15 protein-coding genes are annotated in these 13,567 nt (G+C 66.2%); 10 read left to right on the top strand and 5 right to left on the bottom strand.

Translation table 11 applies throughout. The annotated features are described in order from the left end of the window. Positions 1 to 2: 2 nt before the first annotated feature. The gene (locus tag ACJH6J_RS02105) at positions 3 to 650 is read right to left on the bottom strand and encodes a hypothetical protein (protein ID WP_406803444.1); all 648 of its coding nucleotides are present in this window, start codon (positions 648 to 650) and stop codon (positions 3 to 5) included. Between the two features lie 193 nt (positions 651 to 843). On the opposite strand from ACJH6J_RS02105, the gene rpsF reads away from it, so the two are divergent. The 8 genes from rpsF (at position 844) to ACJH6J_RS02065 (ending at position 8,450) form a co-directional block, all read left to right on the top strand. Further along, a complete protein-coding gene (rpsF, locus tag ACJH6J_RS02100) occupies positions 844 to 1,134 on the top strand; it encodes a 30S ribosomal protein S6 (RefSeq protein WP_020099843.1) in 291 nt (96 codons plus the stop codon). A gap of 81 nt (positions 1,135 to 1,215) precedes the next feature. Continuing rightward, positions 1,216 to 1,722 carry a single-stranded DNA-binding protein gene (locus ACJH6J_RS02095; RefSeq protein WP_020099842.1) on the top strand — a complete coding sequence of 169 codons (507 nt, stop codon included), beginning with the start codon at positions 1,216 to 1,218 and terminating at the stop codon, positions 1,720 to 1,722. A 47-nt stretch (positions 1,723 to 1,769) separates the two neighbouring features. After that, positions 1,770 to 2,024, top strand: a complete 255-nt coding sequence (gene rpsR, locus ACJH6J_RS02090; protein WP_020099841.1) for a 30S ribosomal protein S18 — start codon at positions 1,770 to 1,772, stop codon at positions 2,022 to 2,024. A 15-nt stretch (positions 2,025 to 2,039) separates the two neighbouring features. Further along, positions 2,040 to 2,495 carry a 50S ribosomal protein L9 gene (rplI, locus tag ACJH6J_RS02085; RefSeq protein WP_212807767.1) on the top strand — a complete coding sequence of 152 codons (456 nt, stop codon included), beginning with the start codon at positions 2,040 to 2,042 and terminating at the stop codon, positions 2,493 to 2,495. 507 nt (positions 2,496 to 3,002) lie between these two features. Beyond that, positions 3,003 to 4,793 (top strand): replicative DNA helicase, encoded by a 1,791-nt coding sequence (dnaB, locus tag ACJH6J_RS02080; RefSeq protein ID WP_029120101.1) that lies wholly within the window; start codon positions 3,003 to 3,005, stop codon positions 4,791 to 4,793. 584 nt (positions 4,794 to 5,377) lie between these two features. After that, the gene (locus tag ACJH6J_RS02075; RefSeq protein ID WP_406783990.1) at positions 5,378 to 6,619 is read left to right on the top strand and encodes an MCE family protein; all 1,242 of its coding nucleotides are present in this window, start codon (positions 5,378 to 5,380) and stop codon (positions 6,617 to 6,619) included. A gap of 181 nt (positions 6,620 to 6,800) precedes the next feature. Next, positions 6,801 to 7,778: a glycoside hydrolase gene (locus ACJH6J_RS02070; RefSeq protein WP_406783967.1), complete on the top strand. Its 978-nt coding sequence runs from the start codon at positions 6,801 to 6,803 to the stop codon at positions 7,776 to 7,778. Positions 7,779 to 8,132: 354 nt separating this feature from the next. Beyond that, on the top strand, positions 8,133 to 8,450 hold the full coding sequence (locus tag ACJH6J_RS02065) for a hypothetical protein (protein ID WP_406803443.1): 318 nt from the start codon (positions 8,133 to 8,135) through the stop codon (positions 8,448 to 8,450). Here the strand turns inward: ACJH6J_RS02065 and ACJH6J_RS02060 are convergent. Continuing rightward, complete coding sequence (locus tag ACJH6J_RS02060; protein WP_406783969.1) at positions 8,425 to 9,657, bottom strand: benzoate/H(+) symporter BenE family transporter; 1,233 nt, start codon at positions 9,655 to 9,657, stop codon at positions 8,425 to 8,427. The two genes, ACJH6J_RS02065 and ACJH6J_RS02060, sit on opposite strands and share 26 nt — an antisense overlap. 56 nt (positions 9,658 to 9,713) lie before the next feature. Between ACJH6J_RS02060 and ACJH6J_RS02055 the strand changes: the two genes are divergently transcribed. Next, positions 9,714 to 10,229 carry a helix-turn-helix domain-containing protein gene (locus ACJH6J_RS02055; protein ID WP_406803442.1) on the top strand — a complete coding sequence of 172 codons (516 nt, stop codon included), beginning with the start codon at positions 9,714 to 9,716 and terminating at the stop codon, positions 10,227 to 10,229. Positions 10,230 to 10,259: 30 nt separating this feature from the next. Here ACJH6J_RS02055 and ACJH6J_RS02050 read toward each other — a convergent pair whose 3' ends face one another. Both ACJH6J_RS02050 and ACJH6J_RS02045 read right to left on the bottom strand, forming a co-directional pair. Continuing rightward, positions 10,260 to 11,099, bottom strand: coding sequence for an SDR family NAD(P)-dependent oxidoreductase (locus ACJH6J_RS02050; RefSeq protein WP_406783970.1), 840 nt, complete (start codon positions 11,097 to 11,099; stop codon positions 10,260 to 10,262). Continuing rightward, positions 11,096 to 11,434, bottom strand: a complete 339-nt coding sequence (locus ACJH6J_RS02045; RefSeq protein ID WP_406783971.1) for a nuclear transport factor 2 family protein — start codon at positions 11,432 to 11,434, stop codon at positions 11,096 to 11,098. The genes ACJH6J_RS02050 and ACJH6J_RS02045 overlap by 4 nt, the downstream gene beginning before the upstream one ends. An 81-nt stretch (positions 11,435 to 11,515) precedes the next feature. Between ACJH6J_RS02045 and ACJH6J_RS02040 the strand changes: the two genes are divergently transcribed. Continuing rightward, positions 11,516 to 12,394: a MerR family transcriptional regulator gene (locus ACJH6J_RS02040; RefSeq protein ID WP_406803441.1), complete on the top strand. Its 879-nt coding sequence runs from the start codon at positions 11,516 to 11,518 to the stop codon at positions 12,392 to 12,394. Between the two features lie 34 nt (positions 12,395 to 12,428). Here the strand turns inward: ACJH6J_RS02040 and ACJH6J_RS02035 are convergent, their stop codons facing one another. After that, the gene (locus tag ACJH6J_RS02035) at positions 12,429 to 13,562 is read right to left on the bottom strand and encodes an ABC transporter substrate-binding protein (protein WP_406803440.1); all 1,134 of its coding nucleotides are present in this window, start codon (positions 13,560 to 13,562) and stop codon (positions 12,429 to 12,431) included. Positions 13,563 to 13,567 lie beyond the last annotated feature (5 nt).

Raw genomic sequence — 13,567 nt, 5'->3', positions numbered from 1 at the left:
GCTCAGCCCTGAGGCGGCGGATAGTACGGATATGGCTGCGGCGCAATGGGATTCCGCTTGGCCCGTATCCATCGGCCGGTCGAGGGCAGGAAAGTGAATACGACGGTCGCCACTGAGAAGATCATGATCGGGAGGGTGATCACCGCCCCGACGGTGCTATCCCCGTCCGCATTTGCGCCCAGGAAGGCTCCCAGTCCGAACGCGAAGATCGGCACGCATCCGACGCCGATGAGCCAGCGACCGGCCGGCTTGCGCGACAGCAGCATGAAGCCCCCAGCCAGGACGAGCAGACCGCCGACGACCGAGATCCCAAGGAACAGGTGGCCGACGTGTGCCGGAGATCGCGTGGCGAACGGGCCCGGTTCCTTCGTGAGGGACTCCACCAAAGCCATGGCACCGAGGCCCCCATGCAGCAGTCCGCCCATGATCGCCAGCACGCCCGCGATGACTCCACCGATCCCGCCAGTCGACGCGGGCGGCACGGGAGCGGGCGGAAAACCGCCCGGATACGCCCCCGGATACCCGCCCGCCTGCGGGTATCCCTGCTGGTAGACGGGCTGGGCCGGATAACCCTGCGGATAACCCGGCTGCTGCGGGTAGCCGGGTTGCCCCGGATACCCCTGGCCATACGGCCCCTGCGGATACGTCATGCGTCCCCCTCGCCGACAATGATCGTCCACCCAGCCTAGCGAGCTTGACGCCTCCGTCAGGACGGCTCTTCTGAGCGCCGATTTCGCAGCTCAGGGGCTCTTCGGGTAACCTAACCCGGTTGCCGACGCAGGCGACCCTCCTGCCACGGAACACGCCGTGGCCGATACGACCATAGGAGGTGATGGGTTCCACATGCGTCCATACGAAATCATGGTCATTCTCGACCCCACACTTGACGAGCGCACCGTAGCTCCGTCGCTGGAGACGTTCCTGAACGTCGTCCGCAAAGACGGCGGCAGCGTCGAAAAGGTGGACATCTGGGGCCGTCGCCGGCTGGCTTACGAGATCGCCAAGCACGGTGAAGGCATCTACGCGGTTGTCGACCTGAAGGCCGAACCGGCCACGGTCAACGAGCTCGACCGTCAGCTGAACCTGAACGAGTCGGTGTTGCGTACCAAGGTCCTGCGGACCGACAAGCACTAGAAGCACCGAAGCTCTGCGGATTTGTCGCGGGCCTTGCGTAGGCTCGCGCCTAATTCACCCAATCCGTCCCAGGAGGATCTCGTGGCTGGTGACACCACCATCACCGTTATCGGAAACCTGACCGCTGACCCGGAGCTGCGTTTCACGCCGTCCGGTGCTGCTGTTGCGAACTTCACCGTGGCCTCGACGCCGCGGATGTTCGACCGGCAGAGCAACGAGTGGAAGGACGGGGAGGCGCTGTTCCTCCGCTGCAACATCTGGCGCGAGGCGGCCGAGAACGTCGCCGAGAGCCTGACCCGGGGGTCGCGTGTCATCGTGACCGGCCGGCTGAAGCAGCGCTCGTTCGAGACCCGCGAGGGTGAGAAGCGCACCGTGATGGAGGTCGAGGTCGACGAGATCGGCCCGTCCCTGCGGTACGCGACGGCGAAGGTGAACAAGGCCAACCGCAGTGGCGGCGGCGGTGGCGGCTTCGGCGGCGGCGGGGGTTCCCGTCAGTCCGCTGGTGGCGGCGCTCCGGCCGACGACCCGTGGGGCAGCGCCCCGGCTTCGGGTTCGTTCGGCGGCGCCGACGACGAGCCGCCCTTCTGATCCACGTAATTGGCTGGGCAACCAGCTAGACCCAGAAAGAGAAAGACATGGCCAAGGCCACCAAGCGGCGTCCGGCGCCGGAAAAGCCGGTCAAGACCCGCAAGTGCGTGTTCTGCTCCAAGAAGGCGCAGACCATCGATTACAAGGACACCGGACTGCTCCGGACCTACATCAGCGAGCGCGGCAAGATCCGTGCGCGTCGCGTCACCGGTAACTGCGTGCAGCACCAGCGCGACATCGCCATCGCCGTGAAGAACGCCCGCGAGGTTGCGTTGCTCCCGTTCAGCTCGTCGACTCGATAGGGAGGACTGAGAAAAATGAAGCTCATTCTGACCACTGAGGTCGACCACCTGGGTTCGGCCGGCGACACCGTTGAGGTTCGCGACGGCTACGGCCGTAACTACCTGCTGCCCCGCGGCCTGGCCATCGTGGCCACCCGCGGTGCCGAGCGTCAGGCCAACGAGATCCGTCGCGCGCGTGACGCCAAGACGGTTCGCGACCTGGACCACGCCAACGAGCTGAAGCAGGCGATCGAGGCCCTCGGCCCCGTGTCGCTGGCCGTCAAGGCCGGTGCCGACAGCGGCAAGCTGTTCGGTTCGGTGACCGCGGGCGACGTCGTCGCCGCGATCAAGAAGGCCGGTGGCCCGAACCTCGACAAGCGCACCGTCGAGCTGCCCAAGGCGCACATCAAGTCGGTCGGCACCCACAAGATCGCGGTGCGTCTGCACCCGTCGGTCAACGTGCCGGTGTCGCTGGCTGTCGTCGCCGGATAGGCACGCGGTAGCTCAAACAGCAGAACGCCCGGGTGGAGTCAATCTTTGACTTCGCCCGGGCGTTTTCTGTTGACAGTGGGCGAATTTTTTACGCCAATCTGCAAACAGTGATCTACGCCGGCTGTTAACCTACGCGGCCCTTTTCTGCCACGCGTACGCAACACAACACGCCCGAGATGGCTACCCGGCACGACACGCCGCACCAATTCTCATACACAGGCTCACAGGCGATATATAGGCCCTTGACCTGCAAGGTTGGGAATTTACCCGCTGGTATTCCACAAGTTCTCCCCAACCCGTCAACATCGTTGTCCACGTCTTTCCACATTTCATCCCCAGGGTTATCAACAGGGGTGGTTTCGGGAGGCTCCAGCAACGCCTAACGTGATGCGTCGCGCGACAGGTGCGCGGGCTTGCGAGCCCGATCTGTCGGCGGGGTGAAGTACGGTCACAAGTAGCTCGTTCGAACATACGTTTCATATCGATTTTCGGGAGGAGGAGCGCTTCGTGGCTGTCGCTGACGACCTGGGTCGTTCCGACATGGAGGAGCCGCCCAGCGAGGATTTCGGCCGTCAACCGCCGCAGGACATGGCTGCCGAGCAGTCGGTCCTCGGTGGCATGTTGCTGTCCAAGGACGCGGTCGCCGACGTCCTCGAGCGCCTGCGTCCCGGCGACTTCTACCGCCCCGCGCACCAGAACATCTACGACGCCATCCTCGACCTGTACGGCCGGGGTGAGCCCGCTGACGCCGTCACGGTCGCCGCCGAACTCGACCGTCGCGGACTGCTCAAGCGCATCGGCGGCGCGCCGTATCTGCACACCCTGATCTCCACGGTGCCCACCGCGGCCAACGCCGGCTTCTACGCCGGCATCGTGGCAGAGAAGGCCACGCTGCGCCGCCTCGTCGAGGCCGGCACGCGCGTCGTGCAGTACGGCTACGCGGGCACCGAGGGTGCCGATGTGGCCGACCTCGTGGACCGCGCGCAGGCCGAGATCTACGACGTCACCCAGACCCGCAGCAGTGAGGACTTCACCGTCCTGGAGGAGCTGCTGCAGCCCACCATGGACGAGATCGACGCCATCGCGTCCCAGGGCGGTATCTCGCGCGGTATCCCGACCGGTTTCACCGAGCTCGACGAGATCACCAACGGTCTCCACCCGGGCCAGATGATCATCGTGGCCGCGCGCCCCGGTGTCGGTAAGGCGCTGGCGCTCGACACCCCGCTGCCCACGCCCGGCGGCTGGACCACCATGGGTGATGTCTCGGTGGGCGACGAGCTGATCGACGCCAACGGTCAACCCACCCGCGTGGTCGCGGCGACTCCCGTCATGGAGGAGCGTCCGTGCTACGAGATCGACCTGTCCGACGGCACCACCATCGTGGCCGACGCCTCGCATCAGTGGCCGACCGGCCGCGGCATCGTCACCACCGCGACCCTGCGGCCCGGCGCTGACCGCCTCGAGCCGGCACTGACCGCCGGCGGGCTGGCGGTGCTCACGCGGCCCGTGACGATCACCGATGTGCGCCGGGTGGAATCGGTGCCGGTGCGCTGTGTCGAGGTCGACAACCCGGCCCACCTGTACCTGGCCGGGCGTTCGATGGTGCCGACGCACAATTCGACGATCGGGCTGGACTTCATGCGGTCCTGCTCGATCAAGCACCAGCAGGCCAGCGTCATCTTCTCGCTGGAAATGAGCAAGACCGAGATCGTCATGCGGCTGCTCTCGGCCGAAGCCAAGATCAAGCTCGGTGACATGCGCTCGGGTCGCATGAGTGACGACGACTGGACCAAGCTGGCCCGCCGCATGAGCGAGATCTCCGAGGCGCCGCTCTACATCGACGACTCGCCGAACCTGACCATGATGGAGATCCGGGCCAAGGCCCGTCGTCTGCACCAGAAGGCCAACCTGCGGCTCATCGTCGTGGACTACATGCAGCTGATGACCTCGGGTAAGAAGTTCGAGTCCCGGCAGCAGGAAGTCTCGGAGTTCTCGCGGTCGCTGAAGCTGATGGCCAAGGAACTCGAGGTTCCCGTGGTCGCCATCAGCCAGCTGAACCGTGGTCCCGAACAGCGCACCGACAAGCGCCCGCAGGTGTCGGACCTTCGTGAGTCGGGATCGCTGGAGCAGGACGCCGACATGGTCATGCTGCTGCACCGCCCGGACTCCATCGACCGCGACGACCCGCGCGGCGGTGAAGCCGACATCATCCTGGGCAAGCACCGTAACGGCCCGACCGCGAATATCACTGTGGCACACCAGCTTCACTTCTCGCGATTCACGAATATGGCGAGGTAGTTCTCGGCAGTTCTCACCAGTAACGCCGGAGTGTTGAGGAACGTCAGCTTCCTCGCGGGGTATCGCCGAGGTCGGCTCATTTCCTCAGCGCTTCTCGACAAGGCAATCTTGACCGCGCCCAAATTCGGGGTGGAAGCGCGGTGGCCGTTGCGGATTGATAGCCAACAGGTCGCCCACCGGCGGTAGCCGGTGATTTCGGTGAGGGAAAGGTCTTGCCCGACTGGTCATTTCGGGGAGACCGCCCACGGATACCGTTCGGCAAATCGTGGCAGACCACTGCCATGGGTGGCGTGCACCCGCCCGCGAAGTCTCGACGGAGATTGAACCGAGTCCCGATACGGAAATAGGCGTGCGGGAAAGTGATTCAGCATGGCGGCGGCGTGCAGTTCTTGCGGTTCCTGCTGGCCTTGGTCTGCGTGACGGCGGACACGTCGGATCGCCCATGTGAGCCCGAACACCATGCAGGCCAACAGGTTTCGACAAGCCGTCGATACCGCGTTTAATGACAGGGCGTTTGGCCTAGCGGGCCGGCAAAGGGGGGTGGTGCAGTGGCGGGTCCAGACTCGGGGAGCGACCTCGATGGATTGCCGCCGCCGCCAATCGCCGAGGGGCAGGTCCATGCCCCGTTGAACCCCGACCGTAGCCCGCCGTACCAGGCGGCAGCGGTTGGGCTGGTGCTGTTCTTTGTGCTGGTGCTGGCGCTGACTTGGTCCCAGTTCCGAGGCTATTTCGACACCAAGGCCCAGCTGTTCGTGGTGTACAACCGGTCCGGGTTGTCGATGGATCCTGGTTCCAAGGTCACCTTCAACGGGGTGCCGATCGGCCGGTTGCAGGCCGCTGAGGCCCAGTCTGGGAATGATGGCCGGGCTCAAGCCAAGCTTGTTCTCAGCGTCGATCCGCAGTACTTGGACCTGTTGCCAAGCAACGTGGACGTCAAGCTGTTGGCCACCACCGCGTTCGGCAACAAGTACATCGCGTTCACCTCGCCGGCCAACCCGTCGCCACAGCGCCTCAAAAGTGGTGACGTGATCAACGCCAGTGGCGTCACCACGGAGTTCAATACGCTGTTCGAGACCATCACCGCGATCTCCGGGCAGGTGGACCCGGTCAAGCTCAACCAAATTCTGACCGCCGCGGCTCAGGCTCTCGACGGGCTGGGGGACAAGTTCGGGCAGTCGCTGGTCAACGGCAACGACATCTTGGGTGACATCAACACGCGGATGCCCGCATTGCGGCATGACATCAAGGCCTTGGCCGACCTATCGCAGGTGTACGCCGACGCATCCCCGGATCTGTGGGACGGCCTGGCGAACGCGGTCACGACGGCCCGCACCTTCAACGATCAGCGCGGCAATCTGGACCAGACGTTGGTCGCTGCGGTCGGGTTCGGCAACACCGGTGGCGACACCTTGGAGCGAGGTGGTCCGTACCTGACCCGGGGCGCCGAGGACTTGCTGCCGACCACCCGGTTGCTGGACAAGTACAGCCCCGAGTTGGACTGTCTGTTCCGCGGCTTCGCCTCCGGTGCGCCGGCCGCGGCCAAGGGCCTCGGCGGTAACGGTTACTCGTTGGCCATGCACATGGAACTGGTCGGCACCGCCAACGCCTATGTCTACCCAGACAACCTGCCTCGCATCAACGCCTCCGGCGGTCCGATGGGTCGCCCGGGTTGCTGGACGGTCACCAAGGACATCTGGCCGATGCCGTACATGGTGATGGACACCGGCGCGTCGATCGCGCCGTACAACCACTTCGGCTTGGGCTCGCCGTTCGCGTCCGAATACATCTGGGGACGTCAAGACGGGCCGAGCACCATCAACCCATGACCCAAGCGTCGCCCGACGGCTCCCGTAGGCGCGGCTCTTCCACTAGCTGATGACCACGCGAGTGGTTGACGGCCATGGTTGGACAGCGCAGGCGCCACTTTTGTAGCCTCCTGGACAACTAAGGCACACGGACAGTCGGCTCGACGGAGCAGACGCCGACAGCGTCGAAGGATGCGCAGTCTTGAAGGTTCACTCACCGCTTGTGGCGAATGACGCCGCCCGCAAGCCGGTGGTCGGTGCCATCGCGGGACTGGTCGCACTGAGCGTGGTGTGGGCCGGTGTGGCGCAGGCCGACCCGCCCCAGGATGGGTTGGCACAGCTCAACGAGCTGTCCCGCCAGGTCGAACAGCTGTCCGACACCATCCGCAATGCGCAGCCGGATCTCGACGCGAAGCTGCAGTCGCTGAGACAGGCGGACAAGAAGCACTCCGACGATCTCGCCGGCCTCGAGGCGACCAAAGCCCAACTGACCGCCTACCAGCAGGACGTGGACCAATATGCCGCTGCGGCCTACATGGGTGGGCGAACCGACGGCGTCAGCGCCATTCTGACCGCGTCGTCGCCCGCGAACCTGATCGACACCCTGGCCGTCCAGAGGGTGGTGGCTACCGAGATCTCCGCGCAGATGCGGGGCTTCCGTCAGGCCTACCAGGACGCGCAGGCCAGCGAGGAGGCCTCGGCAAAGTCCGCGGCTGACGCGAAGGCGGCCGTCGACGCGGCTGCTGCGGTCCGAGCGGACTTGCAGAACATGCGGGCTCGGCTGCGCAAGCAGATGGCCGCTGTCAGCGCGAGCTATGCCGCGTTGCCCCCGGCCCAGCAGGCGGGAGTGGTCCTCCCGACGGCAGCCGTCACGGCAGCGTTGGGCCCGATCGCGCCGATCCCCACGGTCGGGATGAGCGGTTTGGTCCCCAACGCGAGGGCGATCGTGGACTACATCATGGCCACCTACCCCGGCGTGAAGTCGATCGGTGGCGTGCGTGCAGATCGGCTTCCCGACCACCCGAGCGGGCATGCGGTGGACATCATGATCGGCTCGGACATGGGTCTCGGGGACGAGATAAAGGCCGATCTCGAGAGTCAGGCCGGACGCTTCGGTATCTCCTACACAATGTGGCGGGTGGCTGCCCACTTCGACCACGTCCACGTGACCGTCTCCTGAAGATCCGTTCTTTCGCACAGTCCCCTCGGACATCGTCGGCCGTGACATCGGGCCGGGCCGCCGGGGCGGAGGCCTTCAACAGCCGGCTTGAGTAGCGCTGGCGCTATGTGCTCGGGATCACGTAATTCGCACGTTCGGCTTGGGCCACCGGTCACGACTAACCCATATACCGCGGTTGCTGGCCGCAACCGCTCACGAGATGAACGCCAAGTCGACGGTTGCCGCCAGCGCAGTCGTTCACAATCTCGAAAGGGGAACTGGAGCAACATGTTTAGCCGTGTACTAGCCCTCGCCGGTGCCGCTGCGGTTCTCGGCGCCTTGCTATCGACAGCAATCCCTGTGCAGCTGGGAGCTGTGGACCGGTTTGGAACGCCGATTCCCTGCGGGACCGGCTTTCACCCGGACTTCGAAGTCGCCCGAGTACAAGACCAGATCAATTTGGATCTGCACACCAACCGCGGGCCCATGTTCGCGCCGAGCAACTATGTCGAGCAGTGCCAGTCGATACTGGCTGATCGGCAGTCGACGACGCTGCCGGTTGGGGCCGGTGGAGTGGTGGCCCTCATCGCGGCCGCGGTCCTGTGGAGTCACCGCCGTCCGCAGGTGGGCGAGGAGCCTGCCATGGCGCCTGTGCTGACGCCGCCGTTCAGCCGAGAGGCTGCGTTGTCGTAGCAGCAGGCGCACTTCGGCGCGACAGTTCTGGAGCGGCGGCGGCCGCAGGCCTGAGCAGTCGGTGTGCGATCACGCCGATCACCAGCGCCCAGAACGCCGCACCGATGCCGGCCACCGTCGTTCCCGAGGCGGCAACGATCAGCGTCACCGCTGCGGGGAGTCGCGCCGATTCGTCGGCCATCGCTCCCGCGCAGGCGCCGGCAAAAGCACTGAGTAGTGCCACACCGGCAACGGCTTGCACGACACCCGCCGGGGCCGCGAGAACAGCCGCTGTCAGTCCGGTGGAGACCAGGCCGAGCCCGCAGTACACCGCCCCCGTCGTGAACCCGGCGATCCAGCGGCGCCGGGGGTTCGGATCGGCGTCCGGTGCGGCCGCCAACGCGGCGCTGATCGCGGCCAAGTTGACGGCGTGTCCGCCGAACGGAGTCGCCAGCAAGGAACCGATCCCGGTCACCGTCAGCACCGGACGCCAGGGAACGCGGTAACCGAAACCCGACATGACAGCGACGCCGGGGATGTTCTGCGCTGCCATGGTCACGATGTACAGCGGCACAGCGATGCCGGTGAGCGCTTGCAAGGTGAAGGTGGGAGCCGTGACCTGCAGGTGGGGGATCCATGCAGTGGCTGCGGGCAGGGCGTGGTTGCGGACCAGTGTCACCGCGATCACCACCAGGGCGGCGCCGAACGCGGCCGGTACGGCCCAGCGGGGCCGGAGCGCGATCATGATCAGCCACACCACCAGCACCGGTGCGATCGCACCCGGATCGTGGGCCAAGGCGGTAACCGGAGCAACGCAGAGCGGCAGGAGGACCCCCGCGAGCATTGCCTGAGCGACGGGATTGGGGATGCGGGTGACCAGGCGCGCGAGCGCCGGCCAGAGGCCCGTCGCCAGCAGCAGCACCGCCGTGAGCGCGAACGCGCCGACGGCCGCGGGCCACCCGCCGGCCACCGCACCCGTCGTGACCAGCAGCGCCGCGCCGGGCGTCGACCACGCACTCGTGATCGGCATCCGGAACCGCCACGACAGCAGCATCGATGACGCGCCCATCGCCAAACTCACCGCCACCAGACCCGAGGCCGCCTGTTGCGGATTTGCGCCCGCTGCCCGCAGCCCCGCGAGAACCACCGCGAACGACGACGTGAAGCCGACCAGGGCGCACACCACGCCGGCACTGATCGGGACTGCCTTCGAGGCGTCCTGTTCCATCCACACCCTCCGTTCTGAATACGGAACGTTCTGTAAACGGAACGTACCATGAAGAGATGTATGCGGGAGAGGTCGGTCGCCGGTTGCGAGAGCTGCGGGTGGAGCGGGGTCTGAGCCTGTCCGAGCTCGCCCGCCGAGCCGGGGTGGGCAAGGGGTCGTTGTCCGAGATCGAGTCGGGCGGCCGCAATCCCACGGTCGAGACCCTCTACGCCCTGTGTGAACCCCTGGATGTGCCGCTGACCGCGCTGGTGGGCGAGACCCCGGGCGTGCACCCAGCCGCCGACGGCGGAATGCGTACGGTGCTGCTGTCGGTGCGGCACCTGCCCCGGGTCACCGTCGAGGTGTTCCGCCTGGAGTTCCCTGACGGCGCCGAGCACATCTCGCCGTCGCACGGGGTGGGCGTTCGCGAGCACCTCACTGTTGTCGACGGCAAGCTGCTGGCCGGGCCGGTCGGTGAGGAGAGCCTGGTCGAGGAGGGGGCGACGCTGAGTTGGCTGAGCGACCGCCGCCACCGGTTCGCCGCTCCCGATGGTGCTGCTGAAGCGGTAGTGGTGATCACCACCCCGCGGTGAGGGCCGGCGGAAGGAAGCCGGGCCGCCCGGCTAGGCAGGGAAATCCGCACTGCGAGAAAGTCTTTCGTTCGCCCGGATGTCGGCCAGGTTCTGCTCCAGCGCATCGATCACGGCGTCGTATCCGCTGTTGCCCAGGACCAGCCGGCGGGGCGGCGGGTCCTGGGCCATCGCCGCGAGTACCGCACGAGCTCCGCGGCGAGGGTCGCCTGGCTGCACACCGTCCATCCCCACGAAGGTGGCACGGACCTGCTCCAGCATGTCGTGATACTCCGGAATCCCTTCAGCGACAGGCTCATTGGTGAAGCCGGCGTAGGCGTTCGTGCGGAACGCTCCCGGCTCGACCGTCAACACGGAGATGCCCTGTGCGGCGACCTCGTCGCGCATCGCATCGGTGATGGCTTCGATGGCGAACTTCGTCGCGCTGTAGTAGCCGAATCCGACGGCCGACACGAGCCCGGCCACCGACGACACGTTGACGATCCACCCGCTTCCGCGGGCGCGCATGCCTGGCAGCACGGCGCGCGTCACGGCCAGCACCGCAAAGAAGTTCAGTTCGAACATCGCCCGCAACGAGGTCTCGTCCATTCCCTCGATCGATCCGTACCAACCGCGACCCGCGTTGTTGACCAGCACATCGATACCGCCGAAGTGCTCCTCGGCCGCGCGCACCGCGCGCTGCACCTGCGCCCCATCGGTGAGTTCCAGCGGCACGACGAGAACGGCGTCACCGTACTGTTCGGCCCAGGTCGCCAGCTCCTGCGGGCGCCGGGACGTCAGCACCACGCGGTCTCCCGTCTCGAGCGCCGCTTCGGCGAAGGCCACCCCGAAGCCGCCGGGTGTATCGCCGGTGATGAACCATCTGCGGCTCATGGCTCGATCACCAACCGGCTGATCGACTCGCCGTCGAGGGTGAAGCGGAAGTGCAGGTCGACCACCCCGCCGGGAAAGTCGCCCTCCAGATGCTGCCCGACGTCGACGGTGGTGCCGGTCGTGGTCGCGCCGGTGAACTCGGAGGTGTAGGTGTACTCGCCGGCCGAGGCGGTCAGCCAGGCTCCAATCTCGTGACGGCCTGTGTGGTCGCGCCCCTCATCGGTCACGACCGCATCGGCGGTGAAGGTGGCAACCGCGCGGCCGTCCTGCGGAGTGCTGAGCGCGGTCATGAACGTCTTTATGTTGTCCGGGAGGGCATCCCAATCTGTGGTCATGACCTCACGGTGGAGCTTCCTGTAGGGGGAGGGTCAAGCCTGGGCCGCAATGTTGACCTTGCCCTAGGGGGAGACTGCAGGATGGCCTCAGCCGATAACGCGGGCGGCGGATCGCATGAGGAGGACGGCGTGGGCGCACAGGTTTCGATCGGTGACTTCGCCGTGATGACCAGCCTGAGTAGGAAAGCGCTACGGCACTACCACGACATCGGGATCCTCGAACCGGCACACGTCGACGCGTACACCGGCTACCGCTTCTATGACACCAGCCAGGTCGACCATGCACACATCATTCGCCGGTTTCGATCCCTCGGCATGTCCATTCCCGACATCAAGGCGCTGCTGAGCACAGACGACGCCGCGACGCGCACCCAGATCATCACGGCTCATCTCGAACAGATGGAGGTCCAGCTGCAACAGACGCGTGACACCGTTGGCGCGCTGCGCGAGTTGCTTTCGCCCGTGCAGACCCCCGCCTTCGTGGCCGTGCGCCACGAGCCCGCACTGGCCGTGTGGTCCATCGGCGCCACCATCGAGGTATCCGAGATCGACAGCTGGTTCGGGGCGACGCTGAGGACACTGCGAGACGCAGTTGCCGCGGCCGTAGGCGCACCGTCCGCCGTCGTGCCTGGCGGCCTCTACGACCGGGCACTCTTCCTCGAATCACACGGCCATGCAACGTTATTCGTGCCAGCGCCGCAATCGACGGAGCCTCCGGAGGGTGTCCGCGCGGAGGTGTTACCTAAGGCCGAATACGCGGTGCTCACCCACTCCGGTGGTCACGACGAAAGCATCGACCGCAGCTACGGGGCGCTGGGCAAATACGCGAACGAGCACCTGATCAGCGGCCAGGGTCCGATCCGCGAACACTACCTCGGCGGAACACCCGCAGCTCCAACGACATTCACCGCTACGGAAATCTGCTGGCCGGTCTTCAGCACCACCCCGCCGCCGGACTGACAGCAGCCCGCGATCAGACCGACACCGTCGATCATCAGCGGTTCGCGTCCGTGCGGCACAAGTGCCCTCGTAGCCTGCCTGCGGACCACGGCGTGAGACGGAACCGGCCGTCCCGAATGACGGCGACGGCGACGTCATCGACGGCCAAGCCCGAATGGTCGGTGGGCGAGAAGGCGTATCGGCCGGCAGCCGTTACGCACGTCAGCGTTTCCATCGCGTCCCGGACGGCGCCACGGTCGTCGGTGCCCGCGGCTTCGATCGCCGCCGCAATGAGTTTGGCGGCGATGTAACCGTCGACGGCGAACTGCGATGGGAGTGCGCCATGGCGCTGTTCGAAGGGTGCGGCCAAGGCTTCGATCGTGAGTCGCGTCGCCTGCTCTGGTACGTCTGAACCGATGCTCGCCAAGGACGTTCCGACGATGATGCCCTCGGCGGCGGGTCCGACCGAGTCCACAAATCCCGGGCTTGCTGCCCCGATCCCCATCACCATCGGCATGCTGAGCCCGGCGGCTCGAAAAGCCAGTGCCAAACCCGTTGCCGGTGGACCGGTCACCCAAGCCATCAACGCCTGCGCCGCGCTCTGGGTGACCTGACGGATTGCCGGACCGAAATCGGCGGTGTCCACGTTGACGGACACGACGGCGATGGCCGTGATGCCGTGCCGATCAAGCATGGCGCGCTGGGCCGCCCAGGCATCTCGGTTGAACGCGCTGTCGGCATCGATGACGACCGCGATCTCGGTGATGCCGGCGTCGTGAAGGAACCGTAGCAGTTGCTCGGCCACCAGATGCCCGGGCGGCGGCGTCATGAAGGCGTACGGCCGCACGGGATCGACCTGCGTGTGCGCGGCACCAGTTGAGACATAAAGCAATTGGTGTTCGTCGGTGTGTGGCAGGACGGCGAGACTGGCATTCGAGAACGAAGTGCCGATAACCGCGACTGTTCGCAGACCGGCGAGCCGACGGTAAGCATCGACTGCGCCCTGCGGGAGGCTGCCGTCGTCTTCGACGCGCAACTCGATACTGCGTCCGAGCACGCCGCCAGAGTCGTTCAGTTGTTGCACCGCCAGCTCGGCGCCGGCCACGTTCTCCAACCCCATGTAATTGGAGCCGGTCAGCGATGCGATCTGACCGAGCACGAGGGGGCGGGCGGCAGGGGTGGGCGTCATCTGCG

This window comes from Mycobacterium sp. SMC-18 (assembly GCF_045310895.1).
Taxonomy (GTDB): Bacteria; Actinomycetota; Actinomycetes; order Mycobacteriales; family Mycobacteriaceae; genus Mycobacterium.
Note: the sequence above shows the minus strand (reverse complement) of the source record. Positions and strands in the feature narration are given on the sequence as shown.

What these genes read in the sequence shown, in the direction of transcription:
- ACJH6J_RS02105 (WP_406803444.1), bottom strand. Translation starts at nt 650, where the DNA reads ATGACGTATCCGCAGGGGCCGTATGGCCAGGGGTATCCGGGGCAACCC.
- ACJH6J_RS02040 (WP_406803441.1), top strand. Translation starts at nt 11,516, where the DNA reads ATGGCCTCAGCCGATAACGCGGGCGGCGGATCGCATGAGGAGGACGGC.
- rplI (WP_212807767.1), top strand. Translation starts at nt 2,040, where the DNA reads ATGAAGCTCATTCTGACCACTGAGGTCGACCACCTGGGTTCGGCCGGC.
- ACJH6J_RS02035 (WP_406803440.1), bottom strand. Translation starts at nt 13,562, where the DNA reads ATGACGCCCACCCCTGCCGCCCGCCCCCTCGTGCTCGGTCAGATCGCA.
- ACJH6J_RS02045 (WP_406783971.1), bottom strand. Translation starts at nt 11,434, where the DNA reads ATGACCACAGATTGGGATGCCCTCCCGGACAACATAAAGACGTTCATG.
- ACJH6J_RS02055 (WP_406803442.1), top strand. Translation starts at nt 9,714, where the DNA reads ATGTATGCGGGAGAGGTCGGTCGCCGGTTGCGAGAGCTGCGGGTGGAG.
- ACJH6J_RS02050 (WP_406783970.1), bottom strand. Translation starts at nt 11,099, where the DNA reads ATGAGCCGCAGATGGTTCATCACCGGCGATACACCCGGCGGCTTCGGG.
- rpsR (WP_020099841.1), top strand. Translation starts at nt 1,770, where the DNA reads ATGGCCAAGGCCACCAAGCGGCGTCCGGCGCCGGAAAAGCCGGTCAAG.
- rpsF (WP_020099843.1), top strand. Translation starts at nt 844, where the DNA reads ATGCGTCCATACGAAATCATGGTCATTCTCGACCCCACACTTGACGAG.
- ACJH6J_RS02060 (WP_406783969.1), bottom strand. Translation starts at nt 9,657, where the DNA reads ATGGAACAGGACGCCTCGAAGGCAGTCCCGATCAGTGCCGGCGTGGTG.